The 16,864-nt window shown below is 74.5% G+C and carries 11 protein-coding genes; 8 read left to right on the top strand and 3 right to left on the bottom strand.

Annotated features, from left to right (window positions below; genetic code table 11):
- Positions 1–2: 2 nt before the first annotated feature.
- The 4 genes from JK361_RS00765 to JK361_RS00780 all read left to right on the top strand — a co-directional run bounded on the left by JK361_RS00765 (position 3) and on the right by JK361_RS00780 (position 4,606).
- Positions 3–1,178, top strand: coding sequence for an amidohydrolase family protein (locus tag JK361_RS00765; RefSeq protein WP_201813622.1), 1,176 nt, complete (start codon positions 3–5; stop codon positions 1,176–1,178).
- A gap of 16 nt (positions 1,179–1,194) precedes the next feature.
- Complete coding sequence (locus tag JK361_RS00770) at positions 1,195–1,722, top strand: NUDIX hydrolase family protein (RefSeq protein ID WP_201814217.1); 528 nt, start codon at positions 1,195–1,197, stop codon at positions 1,720–1,722.
- A 183-nt stretch (positions 1,723–1,905) separates the two neighbouring features.
- A complete protein-coding gene (locus JK361_RS00775) occupies positions 1,906–3,237 on the top strand; it encodes a PP2C family protein-serine/threonine phosphatase (RefSeq protein WP_201813623.1) in 1,332 nt (443 codons plus the stop codon).
- A 349-nt stretch (positions 3,238–3,586) separates the two neighbouring features.
- Positions 3,587–4,606 (top strand): MASE1 domain-containing protein, encoded by a 1,020-nt coding sequence (locus JK361_RS00780; RefSeq protein WP_201813624.1) that lies wholly within the window; start codon positions 3,587–3,589, stop codon positions 4,604–4,606.
- Between the two features lie 352 nt (positions 4,607–4,958).
- Here JK361_RS00780 and JK361_RS00785 read toward each other — a convergent pair whose 3' ends face one another.
- Positions 4,959–7,775: a LuxR C-terminal-related transcriptional regulator gene (locus JK361_RS00785; RefSeq protein ID WP_201813625.1), complete on the bottom strand. Its 2,817-nt coding sequence runs from the start codon at positions 7,773–7,775 to the stop codon at positions 4,959–4,961.
- A 260-nt stretch (positions 7,776–8,035) separates the two neighbouring features.
- Between JK361_RS00785 and JK361_RS00790 the strand changes: the two genes are divergently transcribed.
- From JK361_RS00790 to JK361_RS00800, 3 genes are all read left to right on the top strand, one after another.
- Entirely contained in the window at positions 8,036–8,695 is a 660-nt protein-coding gene (locus JK361_RS00790) for a helix-turn-helix transcriptional regulator (protein WP_201813626.1), read from the top strand.
- A 140-nt stretch (positions 8,696–8,835) separates the two neighbouring features.
- On the top strand, positions 8,836–9,519 hold the full coding sequence (locus JK361_RS00795) for a Pvc16 family protein (protein ID WP_201813627.1): 684 nt from the start codon (positions 8,836–8,838) through the stop codon (positions 9,517–9,519).
- The gene (locus JK361_RS00800) at positions 9,516–11,564 is read left to right on the top strand and encodes an ATP-binding protein (RefSeq protein WP_201813628.1); all 2,049 of its coding nucleotides are present in this window, start codon (positions 9,516–9,518) and stop codon (positions 11,562–11,564) included. The genes JK361_RS00795 and JK361_RS00800 overlap by 4 nt, the downstream gene beginning before the upstream one ends.
- Positions 11,565–11,580: 16 nt before the next feature.
- Here JK361_RS00800 and JK361_RS00805 read toward each other — a convergent pair whose 3' ends face one another.
- Together JK361_RS00805 and JK361_RS40885 are read right to left on the bottom strand one after the other, a co-directional pair.
- Positions 11,581–13,002 carry a hydrolase gene (locus JK361_RS00805; protein WP_201813629.1) on the bottom strand — a complete coding sequence of 474 codons (1,422 nt, stop codon included), beginning with the start codon at positions 13,000–13,002 and terminating at the stop codon, positions 11,581–11,583.
- A 200-nt stretch (positions 13,003–13,202) separates the two neighbouring features.
- Entirely contained in the window at positions 13,203–14,906 is a 1,704-nt protein-coding gene (locus JK361_RS40885) for an eCIS core domain-containing protein (protein ID WP_222995382.1), read from the bottom strand.
- A gap of 285 nt (positions 14,907–15,191) precedes the next feature.
- On the opposite strand from JK361_RS40885, the gene JK361_RS00815 reads away from it, so the two are divergent.
- Complete coding sequence (locus JK361_RS00815) at positions 15,192–16,805, top strand: phage tail sheath family protein (protein ID WP_201813630.1); 1,614 nt, start codon at positions 15,192–15,194, stop codon at positions 16,803–16,805.
- Positions 16,806–16,864: the final 59 nt, after the last annotated feature.

The raw sequence follows: 16,864 nt of genomic DNA on the forward strand, positions 1-16,864 counted from the left end.
CCGTGGCCGCACCGGGACCGGTCCACGAGACCCTCGCCGCGCTGCCGCTGGTGGACCACCACTGCCACGGTGCGGTGACGGCCGACCTGGACAGCGGGGAGTTCGAGTCCCTGATCACCGAGGGCGCGGCCTGGCCCGGCGTCTCCCCCTTCGACAGCCCCGTCGGCGTGGCCGTGCGCCGGCACTGCGCGCCCCTGCTGGACCTCCCCCGGCACGCCCCGCCCGCCGACTACCTGGCCCGGCGTTCGGCACTCGGCTGGCAGGAGGTCAACCGGCGCTTCCTGACGGCCTGCGGAACCGAGGTGTTCTGCGTGGACACCGGCTTCGCCCCGCACCCGGTCACCACCCCCGCCGAGCTGGCGGCGGCCGCCGGCGCCGCCGCCCTCGAGGTCGTACGGCTGGAGCAGCTCGCCGAGGCGGTGGCGGCCCGGGGCGTGGAGGCGGGCGAGTACGCGGCCGTGGTGCGCGCCGCCGCCGAGGAGGCGGTGCGCCGGCCGGACGTGGTGGCGGTGAAGTCGGTCGCGGCCTACCGCACGGGCTTCGCCCTCGCTCCGGAGCGCCCCACGGACGCCGAGGTGACGCGGGCGGCCCGGCCCTGGCTGGCGCGGGGCGGGCGGCTCACCGACCCCGTGCTGGTCCGGCACCTGCTGTGGACCGCCGTCGACCTGGGTCTGCCGCTGCAACTGCACACCGGCTTCGGCGACGCGGACCTACGGCTGCACCGGGCCGACCCCGCCCTGCTCACCGACTGGCTGCACCGGACCGCCGGCACGATCCCGGTGCTGCTGCTGCACTGCTGGCCGTACCACCGCCAGGCCGCCTATCTGGCCGCGGTGTTCGAGCAGGTGTACCTGGACGTCGGTCTCGCCCTGCACTACACCGGCCCGGCTCGCTGCCGGGCGGTGCTGGAGGAGGCCCTGGAGATCACCCCGTTCCGCAAACTGCTGTACAGCTCCGACGCCTACGGTGTGGCCGAGTTCCACCACCTGGGTGCCCTGTGCTTCCGGCAGGGGCTCGCCGATCTCCTGGAGGACCGCGTGGACGCCGACGAGTTGAGCCTGGCCGACGCCCTGCGGATCGCGGCCTGGACGGGCCGCGACAACGCCCGCCGACTGTACGGACCGCCCGTATCCGAACCGGCCCGCGATTCCAGCGGGCGCCCCACCCGGAAAGTATGATCAAGCAATGTCTGACATGACCGAAACCACGCCCGGCTGGCTGACCACGGACGAACTGGAGATGGCCAGGGCCCGGATGCCGATCCTGTACGTCGAGGCCGTGCCCGTGCGTGTGGACGACAGCGGTGAAGTCACCAGCATCGGGCTGCTGCTGCGCATCGGCCCGGACGGCACGGTCAGCCGGACCCTGGTCTCCGGTCGCGTGCTGCACCACGAGCGTGTCCGCGACGCGCTGCTGCGCCACCTGGAGAAGGATCTCGGACCGGTCGCGCTGCCCCGTGTACCCGCCTCCCTCCAGCCGTTCACGGTCGCGGAGTACTTCCCGACGGCGGGCATCACGCCGTACCACGACCCGCGCCAGCACGCGGTGTCCCTGGCCTACATCGTGCCGGTGAGCGGCGACTGCCGGCCCCGCCAGGACGCGCTCGACCTCGTCTGGTTCAGCCCTCAGGAGGCCGCCTCCGTGGCCGTCCAGAGCGAGATGCCGGGCGGGCACGGGATGCTGCTGAAGCAGGCCCTCGCCCACGTGGGCCTGGCGTTCTGAGCTGGGGCGCGGCGGGCGGCGATGCCACAATCGAAGACGGCACATCAGCCCCGGGGGGTCGTGTCAGGAGGCCGCCATGCACGGCTCGGTCGTAAGGCCCTGCGAGCGGATCCGTCGTGACCGGCGAGCGGACCCGGCCCGGTTCCCGGGCCGCCGGGCGCACGGGACCGCGGGAGCGTACTGATGTCGGGGGCGAGGGAGGGGAGGCAACCACGGCAGCCCCTCCCCGACCTGCACGTGCGGCTGCGGTCCGAGCTGGGACGGATCGACGACCAGTTGCGCGGCCTGCTGTCCTCCATGGCCCGGTTGCAGGGCCTGCTGGACGCGGTGGTGGCCATCAGCCGTGAGGTGGAGCTGCCCTCCGTGCTCCGGCGCATCGTGAGCACCGCCATGGACCTGGTCGGCGCCCGCTACGGGGCGCTGGGCGTGCTCAACGAGTCGGGGCAGCGCCTGGAACAGTTCATCACGGCCGGCCTGTCCGAGCGGGAACGCGATGATCTGGCCGACACGGGCCTGCCACGCGGTCTGGGTGTCCTGGGCCACTTGATCCACAACCCCGAACCGCTGCGGGTGGACGACATCCCGGTCCATCCGTCCTCCGTCGGGTTCCCGGCCGGCCATCCGCGGATGCGCACCCTGCTCGGCGTGGCCATCAGTGTGCGCGGGGAGATCTACGGCGACCTCTACCTCTCCGAGCGGCTCGACGGGCAGCCCTTCGACATGCACGACGAGAACGTCGTCGTCGCCCTGGCCAGCGCCGCCGGCATCGCGATCGAGAACGTCCGCCTGTTCGAACGGGTGCGGGTCGGAGCCGAACAGTTCCAGCGGCTCCTGCTGCCCACCCTGCCCGACCTGTGGCCCTTCGAGGCGTCGGCCATCTACCGGCCCGCCGCCGAGCCCAGCCGGCTCGGCGGGGACTGGTACGACGCGGTTCCGCTGCCCGACGACGTGGTCGCGGTCGTCATCGGTGACGTGGTCGGCCATGATCTTCAGGCCGCGGCCGCCATGGCCGCCACCCGCAACATGCTGCGCGCGCTGCTGCTCGACCAGAGCCGCGCGCCCGGGGCGGTCCTCGCACAGCTCGACCGGGCCCTGGAGGCCGTCACCGACAATCCCGTCACGACCACCACGCTGGCGCGTATCGAGCCGGAGGGGGCGGGCTGGCGGTTGTGCTGGAGCACGGCGGGGCACGTCCCGCCCCTGGTGGTCAGCCATGATCACCGCGCCGTCTATCTGCTCGCCGAGCCCGGGCTGCCGCTCGGCGTCGACACCGCTCAGCCACGCCCCGACCACTCCCGTCCGCTGCCCCCGGACGCCACCGTGGTCTTCTTCACCGACGGGCTGATCGAGCATCCCGGCCACTCCATCGACGAGAGCCTGAACCAGCTCGCGGAGCTGGCCGCGGCGCATGCCTCGCTGCCCCTGCCGGAGTTCGTCCGGGCCCTGGCCGACCTGCACCCGAGCGACGGCCACGACGACATGGCCATCCTCGCCCTGCGCACCCCACCCGCCTGAACCCCCGCAGCCGTGCCGGAAGTCATCCCGGCCCCGGCCGGCCCGCACCCGAGCGACGGCCACGACGACATGGCCGTCCCCGCCCCGCGCACCCCACCCGCCTGAACCCCCGCAGCCGTGCCGGAAGTCATCCCGGCCCCGGCCGGCCCGCACCCGAGCGACGGCCACGACGACATGGCCGTCCCCGCCCTGCGCACCCCACCCGCCTTAACCCCCGCAGCCGTGCCGGTGCCGGCCGGTCCGCCCGGCCCGTGCGGGACCCGCCGCCGCGGGCCGGGTGTGCCGTGGAGGTTCCACCGGATCCGGCGGATGATGGGCTTCGGGGCGATGTCGAGACGGAGGTCGCCCGATGGCTGACGCCCGGCACCAAGGGCTGCGGCGCACTGGCCTGGCCGCCCTGCAGATCTGCCTCGTCGCGGGGCTGTACTACGGTGCCGGCAGGGTCGGACTGCTCCAGCAGCTGGTGCGCGGACAGGTCACCCCCCTGTGGCCGCCGAGCGGGATCGCGGTGGCGAGCCTGCTGCTGTGCGGACCGCGGGTCTGGCCCGGCGTCGCGCTCGGCGCCTTCCTGGTCAACATCGGGCTGGGGCCGTCGCTCCCGGCCGTGTTCGCGATCACCGCGGGAAACACCCTGGCTCCCGTCTGCTCCTACGTGCTGCTGCGATGTACCGGGTTCCACGACGAACTGGACCGGCTGCGGGACGCGCTCGCCCTGGTCTTCCTCGGCGCGTTCACCGGGATGCTGGTCAGCGCGACGACGGGCAGCGGGAGCCTCCTGCTGGCGGGCGTGCTGAGCGCGGACGGTTTCTGGCCGACGTGGTGGGTCTGGTGGACCGGCGACGCGATGGGCGTGCTGGTGGTCACGCCGTTCCTGCTCGTCCTCCGCTGGGCCCGGCTGCCGAGGCACCCGCCGCCGTCCCGGTGGGCGGAGGCGCTGTTGCTCGTGGCGGCCACCGTCTGCGTCGGTTTCATCGAGACCAGCGGCACGCCGCTGCTGTTCCTCGGCTTCCCGCTGCTGATCTGGGCCGCGTTCCGCTTCCAGCTGGCCGGGGCGGCGCCCTGCGCGCTGGCCGTGTCGACCTTCGCCATCGTCACCGCCACCCGGGGGGCGGGCCCGTTCGCGGGTCACGACCTGCTCACCGACATGATCACCCTCCAGGTGTTCAACGGGTCCGCCGCGCTGACCGCGCTGCTGCTCGGGACCGTCATCAGCGAGCGGCAGCGGACCGAGCGGGAGATCACACGCGCGTGCAGTCAGCTCGCCAGGATGGCGGCCAGGATCGCCACGGGCGACCGGCAGCCGATGCTGCCCGGCCAGGACGGCGAGCACGAGCAACCGGCACGGCACAGGCCCACTCCTCGCCCTTGAGTCACTCCTGAGGCACCTCCTGCGGCACCTCCTGAGTCACTCCTGAGGCACCCCATGAGCCGGATCAGCATCGCGTCCTGTCACGGTGCGCGAACGGGTCACCGTGCGGGACGAGCACCGGGCACGAGCCGATCGACGTGCGCGCCGGTCACCGTGCGGGACGAGCACCGTGCGGGACGAGCACCGTGCTCGCGAGCCGGTCACGGTGCGCGGGCGGGACACCCGTCCGAGCGGATCACCGTGAGCGGGCCGGCCACTGCCCAAGCGGATCACCGTGAGCGAGCCGGTCAGCGTGGGCGAGCCGGTCCGTGCGAGCCGGTCAGCGTGGGTGAGCCGGTGACCGTGGGGCCGGTCACCGTGCCAGCAGGTCAGCGTGTGCGAGCAGGCCGAGCGGCGCGCCGTCGTCCGGGGCCAGCGCGCGCCGCAGTTCACCGCGCCGCCGGATGCCCAGCTTCTTGTAGGTGCTGGTGAGGTGGGTCTCCACGGTGCGCCGGGCGAGGTGCAGCAGCTTCGCGATCTCCGTGTTGGTTCGCCCGTCGGCGGCCAGCTGGGCGATACGCAGTTCGCTGCCGGTCAGGGACCCCGAGCCGGTCCGGGCGGCGGCCGTCCGCCGGGCACCGCCGGACCGCAGGGCCTCCTCGGCGAGCCCGCGCAGCCGCAGCCCGCCCAGGCGTTCGGCCAGTTCGGCGGCCTCCCTGAGCCGGTCCCGGGCCTGGGCGCGCTCCCCCGCCGCGATCAGTGCCCGGCCCTGCGCCAGCAGCGCGTGCGCCAGTTCCAGACCGGTGCCCTCGCGCCCGTCCCGCAACAGCCGCACGGCGCGCTCGGCCCATTCGAGGCCACGGCGGCCACCGGTGACGGTGCCGAGGACCCGCATGGCCCGGCCGACCGTGCGGGGGGTGTCCCAGACGCGGGCGAGCCGCAGTTCCTCCTCGGCCAGGGTGATCGCCTCGCGGGGCGCGCCCAGGGCGAGCCAGCACTCCGCGGCGGCCGACCGCCACGGGGTGACGACCGGACTGCGGACCTCGCGGGCCAGCTGGCGGCGCCCGCACTCCAGGAAGTCGTGCAGGGCACCGGCGGTGTCTCCGTCGGCGGCCCGCTGCACTCCCCGCGCGTAGAGGAACCGGTTGAGTTCCCAGGAGTCGGCGGCCGCGTGCAGGTCGAAGGCGCCGGCCAGCCGCCGCGCGTCGGCGGTCCGGTCCTGGGCGACCAGTCCGAGCAGCACGTGGGCCTGGATGTTGCCGGCTCCCGAGTCCGGGGAAAGTGGGGGTTCGGCGGGCAGCCAGCCGTGGATCCCCCGGGCGGCGGCGATGTCGGCGCGGGTGTGGAGCAGCGCGTCGTGCATCGGGTGCAGCAGCTCGGAGCGCTGGCCGGCCAGACCCCGGTCCACCAGCCGCTCCGCCTCGTCCAGTTCGTCGGCCCACTGGGCGACCGCGGCGGCCGTCCCCAGCAGGAACGGCTCCGTGAGCGGGTCGGAGGGTTCGGCCAGCAGCAGGCGCAGCCGCCGCATGGCCTCCCGGGCCGAGGTGAGTCCGGCGGTCGCCGCGTACCGGACCAGGACCGCGCGGGTGGCCGGGCCGATCAGCTCGGGCGAGCGCTCCGCGGTGTCCGACAGCCTCCGGTAGACGTCCCGGCGGACCGTCTGGTCCCGTTCGGCCAGCAGGGCGGAGGCGCTGCGCAGCACCCCGGACAGGTCCGGGCGGTCCCCGGCTAGCTGTTCGTCGACGCCGGTCAGCACCTCCACGGCCCGCCCGATCTTCCCGCGGGCGGCCAGTACGGTGCCGAGGGCGACGGCGGCCCGCACCCGTTCCCGCGGGGCGGCCGGCAGGCCCAGGGCCTCGGTGAGCCTGGGGACGGCGGCCGCGGCGCCCCGGCCGGCGGCGGCCTCCAGGGACCCCAGTTCGGTCAGCAGCCGCTGTCTGCGGTGGTCGGGCAGCGGCTCGTCGAGCGCCCTGCGCAGCAGCGTTACGGCCTCGGCGACCCTGCCCTCGCGGACGGCGTGGGTGGCGGCGTCGTGCAGCACGTTCGACGCCCAGTCCGCGCCCACCGGACCGGAGTTCAGCAGCTGACCGGCCATCGCCTCCGTGGACGCGCCGCGGCGCAGCATGAGTTCGGCGGCGCCCCGGTGGACGGCGCGGCGCCGGTCCTCGGGCACACCGGCGAGCACCGCGTCGCGCAGCAGCGGATGGGCGTAGCGGCGGCGGCCGTCCGGTCCGGCCCGGAGCAGGCCGAGGCCGGTCATCGCGGTGAGCCAGCCGGCCACCCGGGCCCGGTCGGTCCCGGTCAGCTCGGCGAGCAGGGCCGCGAGGTCGGCGAGGGTGCCGCCGGGCGGTCCGGCCGGGCCCGCGCCGCGCTGTCCGGCGTCCAGGGCGGCGAGCACCCGTGCGACCTCGGCCGTGCCGGGGCCGGCGCTGTCCAGCCACCAGGCCGTGGCGGCCGCGTAGGTACCGGCGTAGAGCGCCGCGACGGTGTGCGGGAGGGAGCCGTGCGGGCCGGGTCCGCCGAGGTCGTCCAGGAGGGCGCGCAGCAGCAGCGGGCTGCCCGCGCCGGCCCGGGCACAGTCGTCGATCCAGGCCCCGGGGGCGCGGGGGAAGCGTTCGCGCACCAGCGCGCCGGCGTCGGCGGGGGTGAGCGGTGTCAGGGTGTGTGTGCGGACCAGCGCGGGGGACAGGGTGTGCGCGACTCCAGGGGCGGGCGGATCGACGTCGTACTGGCTGCGCTCGGTGACGGCCAGCAGCACGGGGAGCCGGTCCACGTGCCGGGCCGACTCCACCAGCCAGCGGTGCGAGGGTGCGTCGGCGAGGTGGACGTCGTCCACGGCGATCAGCAGCGGGGTCCGCTCGGCCTGCCGCAGCAGCGTCCGCCGCAGCAGCTCGGTCTGTTCGCGCTCCGTGCCGGTCTTCTCGATGTCCGCGACGGGACCCAGCAGTTGCAGCGCGGTCGCGAAGGGGGCGCCGCCGTCACCGGGTGCGCAGCGCGCGCGGAGGACGCGCACGCCGTGCTCCGTCGCGTCCGCGATCGCCGACTCCAGCACGGTGGTGCGCCCGGTGCCGGTGGCGCCGCGTAACAGCACCAGGCCACCGGCGCCCGAGCGGGCTCTGGCGAGGCCGGCGGCCAGCGTCGCGGCCGCCTCGCGGTGCGCCCTCGGCCTGTCGTCCAGTGATCCGATCATGTCGTGCCTCCTCGGTTCGGACGTGGTTCCCGCACCGTCGAGGACGAGCGGAACGGGGCGGAGGTGTCGTGACTCATCCCACGTCGGTTTGTTCCGGTTCCCGTGCAACCGCCGGGAGCCTGCGGCTCGTGGTCACGTGGCGGTGTTCTCGTGGTGGTGCCCGTGGTGGTCCACGATTGCGCAGGTCCGGGCCTCGGCCGGAGGGTGGGAGCACCGGCCCGCCGGCCGAGGCGGCAGGCACGCGGACGTGGGGGACCAACTTGCCCAGCTCATCGAGGACCACCCGGACCGGCACCGAGCCCGTGGCGCGGACACCGGTGGCCGTGCACGCCTCCGACCCGATCCTGCGCGAGGGCGTGCACGGGCAACTGCGCCGGTTCCCCGAGATCGAGCTGCGCGAGGAGAGCGGTCCCGGCACGGTGGCGCTGATCGTCGACGACGTGCTGGAGAAGGAGACGCTGACCCGGCTGCGCCGCCTGGTGCGCGGCGAGGGCGCACGGGCGGTGCTCGTGGTGCGCTCCCTGCGGGAGGCGGAGCTGCTGGACGTGATCGAGTGCGGGGTGGGGGCCATCGTCTGGCGCCACGAGGCCACCGCGCACCGGCTGACGCAGGCCGTCCTGGCGGCGGCCCGCGGCGACGGCGACCTGCCCGCCGATCTGCTGGGCCGGCTCATCGACCAGGTGGGCACGCTGCACCGCAGCGCGTCGGGCCGGGCCGGAGCCGGGCCTTCGGGCCTGACGGCCCGTGAGGTCGACGTACTGCGGCTGGTCGCCGAGGGGTTCGACACCGGGGAGATCGCGAGGAAGCTGTCATATTCCGAACGCACCGTCAAGAACGTGATGCACGGGATGACGACCCGGCTGCATCTGCGCAACCGGGCCCACGCCGTGGCGTATGCCTTCCATGAAGGCTACATCTGACCGGACGGGCAGACCCGGCCGCCCTCCGGGGCAGGTGTTCCTGCCCGCCCGCCGTCCCCCGGCGCGCTCGCGGGTGCGGGCCGGGGCGCGGCAGGATCGGTCGGGATCGGCAGCAGGCACGGCGGGGCGGGAGCACGACGGTGATCCACGAGGTGGACGAGGTCCTCAAGACCCTTCTCAGCGGCGGCGCCCTGGCCGGTTCCGGCATCGACGTCGCCTTCGAGGCCCCCACCCGCGACTGGGCGGCCCGGCGCAACGGGCCCGTCGTGAACGCGTACCTGTACGACATCCGGGAGGATGTGAACCGCCGCCAGCGCGGTCAGCTGCCCGTGGTCGACGAGCGGGACGTGGTGGTCAAGCGCCGTCAGCCGCCCCGCTGGTTCCGGCTGTCGTACCTGCTGACCGCCTGGACCAAGCAGCCGCTGGACGAACACCGTCTGCTGTCCGCGGTGCTGGCGACACTGATCCCGCGCGAGCTGTTGCGGCCCTCGGAACTCCCGGGCTCACTGGGCGAGCTGGGGATGGCGGTGCCGGTGTCGGTGGCCGGGATCCAGACGGAGTCGCGGTCGCTGGCGGAGATCTGGTCGGCGCTCGGCGGTGAACTCAAGCCGTCCCTCGACCTCGTGGTCACCGCCCCGTTCCCGGCCTACCCGGAGTACGACGCCGGTCCCCCGGTCACCGAGGGGGCGGTGGTCCGGGTGCGGGACCTGGACGGCTCCGGCCGGCCGGCCGGGGAGCGCGCGCACCGGCCCCGGCAGGTGGCCGCTGCCCGGGACGCCCGCAGGGAAGCCCTGCGCCGCCGGAGCACGGGCGGCCCGTCGTGACCGGGCCCACCGCACCACGGGAGGGGGCGGCCGCCCGCACCACTCCGGCGGACCGGGCGGCCGAGGAGGCCCCGCCTCCTGCCGCCGAAGCGCTCCTGGCCCGGCTCGCCGCACTGCGGGAGCGGGTCGCGGCACTGGTCGGGCTCCGCGGCGAGGGCGATCCCACGGCCGGCGACCCCCTGCGCGGGCTGTACCTGTCGCAGGAGGCGGTGCGGCATCTGCTGCGCACGCCCGCGCCGTCGCCGGCCGCGCTGCCCGGGCTGCCCCAGGCGCCCGCGGACCGGATCTCCGCGCTGGCGGTGCGCCTCGGGCTCACCGACCTCGACGTCATGCTGCTGCTGATCGCGCTGGCGCCCGATCTGGACCGCACGTTCGAGCCGTTGTACGGCTACCTCAACGACGACGTCAGCCGGCGCCGGGCGACCACGGGTCTGGCCCTGGACCTGTGCGCGGTGCCGGCCGGTTCGGCGCCGGCCCGGGCCCGGCTGCACCCCGGGGCGCCGCTGCGCGCGCTGGGGCTGCTGGAGGTGGAGGAACCCGAACGGCCCTTCCTCAGCCGAGTCCTGCGGGTGCCGGACCGGCTGGTGGCTCATCTGCTCGGTGACGACACGCCCGACCCGGCGCTGACGGGGCACCTCCGCGACCTTCCCGACCCGCCGCGGCCGGACGGTGACGAGACCGGGTTCGCGGGGTTCACCGAGCGGCTGGCGAAGCGGCTCGCGGCCGGTCCGCCGCCCACCGTGTACCTGCGCGAGACCCGCGAGGGCGACGGCTCCGCCGCGGTCGCCGCGGCCCTGCGCGCGGCCGGCCGGCCGGCGCTGTCCTTCTCCGGTCCCCCCGGCCTGCTGCCCGCCCTGCTGCGGGAGGCCAGGCTGACCGGCCGTACCGTCGTCGTCACGGGCCTGCCGGACGAACCCGGGCCGCTGGTGCGGGAACTGACGGCGGCCGCCGACGTGCCCGTGCTGATCACGGCCCGGGTGCCGTACGACCCGCACTGGTGCGTCGACGATCCGCTCGTCCTCGACGTGCCCGGGCGACGTGCGGGTGCCGTGGGCGACTGGTCCGCCGCGCTGGACGGGGACCCGGGCTTCGATCTCGCCGTCACCGTGGCCCCGTACCACCTGCCCGGTGACCGGGTCGTCCGCGCGGTGCGGTCGGCCGAGGCGCTGGCCGGGTTCGAGGGCGTCGGGCTCTCCCCCGCCCACCTGCGCCTGGCGGCCCGGCAGCAGTCCGCCTCCGGCCTGGAACGGCACGCCCGCCGGATCCGGCCCGCCGTCGGCTGGCAAGACCTCGTACTGCCCGACCGGCCGCTGGCGCAGTTGCGTGAACTCGCCCTGCGCGCGCGGCATCGCGGCCGGGTGCTCGGCGACTGGCGGCTCAGTGCGGGCGGCGGACGGGGCCGGGGCGTGCTCGGGCTCTTCGCCGGCGAGTCGGGCACCGGCAAGACCCTCTCGGCCGAGGTGGTCGCCGCCGAACTGGGCCTGGACCTCTACGTGGTGCAGCTCTCGTCCGTGGTGGACAAGTACGTCGGCGAGACCGAGAAGAACCTGGAACGCATCTTCACCGAGGCCGACCGCACCGACGCCGTCCTCCTCTTCGACGAGGCGGACGCCGTCTTCGGCAAGCGTTCCGAGGTGAAGGACGCGCACGACCGGTACGCCAACCTGGAGAGCGCCTATCTGCTCCAGCGGCTGGAGTCCTTCGACGGCATCGCCCTGCTGACCACGAATCTGCGCGCCAACATCGACGAGGCGTTCACCCGCCGCCTGGACCTGGTGGTCGACTTCCCGTTCCCGGACGCGGAGCAGCGCCGGGCCCTGTGGCGGCACAGCCTGTCCCACGTGCCCTGCGCGGACGGCATCGACCACGGGCCGGTGGCCGAGGGGTTCGAGCTGGCCGGCGGGTCCATCCGCAGTGCCGTGGTGACCGCGGCCTATCTGGCGGCGGGCCGCGGCGGCGTGGTCACGGCGGCCGACCTGCTGGAGGGGGCCCGGCGCGAGTACCGCAAGGCGGGCCGGCTGCTGCCGGGAGAGGGCTCCTGGTAGCGGCCGGCCCGTCCGGTCAGACCGTGAGCTTCACGGCTTCCAGGTACCGGTCGTTCTCCAGCGCGCCGCCGAAGATGAACTCGGGCCGCTGCTGCGCACAGCCCTGCTCGCCCCAGTCGAAGGAGTGCACGCGGGAGGTCTGGCAGACCTGGCCGGTGCCGACGTTGACGGCGAAGCCCAGCATGTACGGGTCGTCCGCCTCCTCGCTGCCGACGTAGTTGTCCTCGCCGTCGGCGACGACGGCCGTCCAGCTCGGCGACCACTGCCCCTTGCCGTCGGTCGAATCGTCCTTGTGGAGGAAGGCGTTGGCCGCGGAGCCGCCGGTCCCGGCGACCGCGATGTTCAGTGCCTTGATCGGGGCGTCACTGCCGACGGTGCCCGCCATGGTGCCGTCGCACACCGGCTTCTGCCAGCCCTGCCCGGTGACGAAGGCGCGGTAGCACACGTGCCGCCCGCCCGGGTCGCCCTCGGCGAGGCGCCGTACGGCCGTCGCGGCGGTGTCCTCCGGCGCCTTCTCGGTGACGGTGGCGGCCGGCCCGCCGCCGTCCCCTCCCCCGCCGCCGTCCTCACCGTCGTCGCCGCTGTCCGGCTCCGCCGCGGGCGTGGTGGCGGCGGCCGTGGGCGGCGGCGGGGACAGCGACGGGGACGCGCTGGGCGTGAGGGTCGCGCCGGCGGCGACCTTCTCCGTCGCGCCGGTGCTCACGCCCGGCTTGTAGGCGATCCACAGCATCACGAACGTGACCGCCAGCGCGGTCAGCACGCCGAAGAAGGTCGCCAGCCAGCGCGGCAGGAACCCCCGCTGGACGTAGGTCCCCTCGACCGGGAGCGGGTCGACGCCCGAGCGCAGCACCGACAGGGTGAAGGGGCGCTGCTCCTTCGCGCCGAACCAGACGATCCGGCGCGGTTTCAGCGTGGCCTTCACGAACGCCGCGCGGCCCGGTTCGATCTGCACGCTTCCCGGGTGGATGTCGTACGACAGCTGGTCGCCGTTGTCGCTGCCGCCGATCGACGCGGTCAGGGGGGTGTTCCCGATGTTGTCCACGGCCAGTTGGGGGCGCCCCCGGAAGCGCCCCTTCACCGTGGGCGGCACCAGCTCCGCCCGCACTTCCGTGAACGGGGTGATGGTGAGGTTGCCCTCCGGTACCGTCACCGCCTCCGGGTGCTCCGTCGGCGTGATCCGCACCGCGTACGGGTTGGGTCCCGCCGTCGCGTCCGGCGAGCGCGGTGGCGCGAAGCGCAGTTCCACCGCTCCGGTCGTGCCGGGATACAGGCGCAGGGTCGCGGGCTCGACCGTCGTCCACGGGGCGAGCGGCCCCACCGGTTCGAAGCGGTACTCGTCCACCACGTCACCGGTGTTGCGCACCCGTAGGCGCACCGTCGTGCTGCTCCCCGCGTCCACGGTCGCTGAGGCGGGTTCGAGAGAAGTCCACAGGCTCACCCGTCGACGCTAAGCCGGGGCACGGGGGCGGGTCAGCGGACCGCGGGGCAGTGTGGGTGTCCGAAGGGGCAGAGTTGCCGAGGCGGGCGGGGGGGCACAGGTCGCGGTGGAAGCCGGCGGGGCGGTTCACGGGTCGCGATGGAAACCGGCGGGACGGGACGGCTCACAGGTCGCGATGGAAACCGGCGGGACGGGACGGCTCACAGGTCGCGGTGGAAGCGGTTCTCCTCGTCCGCGACGAAGTGCCGGAACGCCTGCTCGGCGAAGCCGGTCCACTGGCTGTGGTGCAGGATCGGGACGCGGCGCAGCTCGACGAGGATCTGCTTGCGGTGCGCGGGCGCGTCCGCGCCGCCGTCTTCCCGGGCGGTGGCGGGGATGTCGCGGGGCTGCATGCCGGACGGCCACACCGGGTCCCTGCCCGCGAGGACCGCGGCCACGATGTCCCGCAGTTCGTCGAGGGCGTCGGTCAGGGTCTCGTCCAGTCCGGTGAACAGAACGGCCACGTCCCTCACCGTCGTGCGGGCACCGACGACCCCGTCGGCGACGAGGCTCTTCCACAGTGCGCCCAGGTCCGTCTTGACGAGGACGGGCTGGTCCTTGTCCAGCTTCGTGTGGAAGTCGGCGGCGTGCAGTACGGCCGAGGCGATCGCCTGGAGCATGCCCTTGGCGCTGGCGAGCGCCGTGCCGGTCGGCTCGGGCATGTGCAGGCGCTCGGTCAGCACGTCCGCGGGGAGGGCTTCGATGGCCCGGCCGATGGACGCGACCGCGGCGACCTCGTCCCTGGTCCGCTGCGCGTCCCACCACGGCCTTCCGACGCTGTAGTAGTCCTCGGCGTGCTGCTCGTCGGAGTCGGCCTGCTGGAAGACGCCCGGCAGCGCGTCCAGCGGGATGTCGGGGTTGACCTGCGGCTGGGCGCTGTCGTCCTTCCTCTCCATGGTCACGTACATGTCGCCGATCTCGAACTCCCGCTCCTCCCTGTAACGGAGGATGTCGGCGGCGACCCTGCTGATCTCCCGGACGGTCGCGGTGAGTTGCGCGAGGTCCGCGAACGGCTCGGTGACGAACTCCAGGTTGCTGCCGTCCTGCTCCAGCTTCCAGGTCCTCCCGTAGAGCGACGCCCGGATCGGCTGCACCTCCGCCTCCGAGTCCGAGGCCGACTCGTCGGACGAACGCACGTAGGCGTCGCTGGACAGCTGCTGGAACTCGAAGCCGACCCGCGCACCCGTTTCCACCCGGCGTTGCACCGCCGCGCCGTCGCCCGCCACGGGCGCAGCGGAGGCCGTCTGCGCGGTGTTCTGCGCGGGGGCGCCCGGTTCCGCCTCCACCGCGCGCTGCACGGGCGCGGGGCCGGACATCACGCGGGCGGCGTTGGCCTCCGCGGCCCGCTCGAACCGGTCGCCCGGGTCGCTGAGGCTGAGCCCGCCGCCGGTGTCGGTGCCGGCGACCGGTCCCCGGCGCTGCTGGAGGACGTGGGTGAGTTCGTGCGCCAGCGTGTGCTTGTCCCGGCCGTTCCAGACGACGTGGCTGCCCGAGGTGTACGCCGACGCCCCGATCTCCGCCGCGGACCGCTGGGCCACGACGTCCGTGTGCAGGCGGACGCCGCCGAAGTCGGCGCCGCCGAACCTGCCCTCCATCTCGGAGCGCAGCCCCGTCTCCATCGGCGTGCCGGAGCTGCGCAGCACCTGGTGCACGAGGGAGCGCTGCACGGCGGGACCGTGCCCGCAGTTCGCGTCGTGCTCGTGCCGCCCGGCCTCGACGGCCGCCGTGACGGCGGCGTTGCCGGCGGCGCGCTGGAGCGCGAGAATCCCGGCCGCGCGTCCCGGCGGCAGCGGTGGCCGGGCCGTGCGGGCCGCCTCCTCCCTGCCCGTGGCGGCCTGCCGGCTTCCCTTGTGCTGTGCGCGCACCCCGCGCTCCCCTCGACGGCGGCTTCACCCGCGTCCTGTGACGTCCCGCCGCCGGACTGCGGTACCCCTCCAGGAGGGTGGGCGTTCGGCGGCACCGTCCCGGTCCTACCAGCGGGCCGGGCGGCCGCGGAAGGTACGGAAGGGCAGTCCCGGGGGCAGGGCGGCCGGTTGCCCTTCGGGGCAGCGCGGTTGCCCCCGGTCCGGTCCCGGAGGACGTTCCGCCGCCCGGGGCACGCGCGTGAGGCTGAAGGCAGTCCTGTCTCGTACCCCTGAGGAGAGCAGAGCATGCCGTCCTACCTGTCGCCCGGCGTCTACGTCGAGGAGGTGGCCAGCGGCTCGCGCCCCATCGAGGGGGTGGGCACGTCGGTCGCGGCTTTCGTGGGGCTCGCGCCGGCCGGCCCGCTGAACGAGCCGACGCTGGTCACGAACTGGAGCCAGTACGTCGCGAGCTTCGGTGAGTTCACCGACGGGTACTACCTCGCGCACTCCGTCTACGGCTTCTTCCAGAACGGCGGCACCGCGGCCTACGTCGTCCGGGTGGGCGGCTCGGCCGAGGGCGCCGGCTCCCCGAACGGCTCGGCCGGCCGGTCCGCCGCCGCGCCGGCCGAGTCCGCCGCCACGGCCGCACTGCCGGCGGCGGAACCGCGGCAGCTCGGCACGTTCGCGGTGACGGCCGTCGCCTCCGGTGCCGAGGGCCCGCTGAGCGTCGAGGTCGCCGACCCGGAGGGCGAGGGCCCGGCGGAGCGCTTCCGACTGATCGTCAAGGACGGCGACAAGGCGGTGGAGACCTTCGACGTCACGGCGAAGAAGGGCGGCCGCAACTACGTCGTCACCCAGGTCAAGGAACGCTCCAGGCTCATCACGGTGACGGAGGCCGCGCCGGCCGCTCAGCTGGCCAGGCCGGACAACCAGACGCTCGCCCTTCCCGCCCCGCCGGCCGCACCGGCGCCGGCCCCGCGGGCGCCGTCGGGCACACCGCAGGACACGCACCCGGGGCCGGCCCACTACCTCGGCGACTCCGCCGACCGCACCGGCTTCGGCGGTCTGGAGGCCATCGACGAGATCTCCATGGTCGCGGTGCCCGACCTTATGGCCGCCTACCAGCGCGGGGCGATCGATCTGGAGGCCGTCAAGGCGGTCCAGCTCGGTCTGATCGCGCACTGCGAGCTGATGGGCGACCGGGTCGCCGTCATCGACCCGCCGCCCGGCATGAACGCCCGTCAGATCCGTGTGTGGCGGCAGGAGACGGCCGGCTACGACTCCAAGTACGCGGCCCTGTACTACCCGTGGATCAAGACGTTCGACCCGACCAGCGGCCAGTCCCGGCTGGTGCCGCCGAGCGGGCACGTGGCCGGCGTCTGGGCCCGCAACGACTCCGAGCGCGGCGTGCACAAGGCGCCCGCCAACGAAGTGGTGCGCGGTGCGGTGGACCTGGAGATCCAGATCACCCGGGGCGAGCAGGACCTGCTCAACCCGATCGGCGTGAACTGCATCCGCGCCTTCCCGGGCCGCGGCATCCGCGTGTGGGGCGCCCGCACCCTCTCCTCCGACCCGGCCTGGCGCTACCTGAACATCCGCCGGTACTTCAACTACCTGGAGGAGTCGATCCTGATCGGCACCCAGTGGGTGGTGTTCGAGCCGAACGACCATGCCCTGTGGGCCCGCATCCGGCGCAACATCTCGGCGTTCCTGGTCAACGAGTGGCGCGCCGGCGCCCTGTTCGGGCAGCGGCCCGAGGAGGCGTACTACGTCAAGTGCGACGAGGAGACCAACCCGCCGGAGTCGGTCGACGTCGGCCGGGTGGTGTGCGAGATCGGCATCGCCCCGGTCAAGCCGGCCGAGTTCGTCATCTTCCGGCTGGCCCAGTTCTCCAGCGGGAGCGGAGAGCTGGAGGAGTAGGCGCACCGCCGTCCCGTGCCCCGCCTCCTCCCCCGCCCCCTGCACTTCTGATCCCTAAG

This window comes from Streptomyces musisoli (assembly GCF_016741855.1).
Lineage (GTDB): Bacteria > Actinomycetota > Actinomycetes > Streptomycetales > Streptomycetaceae > Streptomyces > Streptomyces musisoli.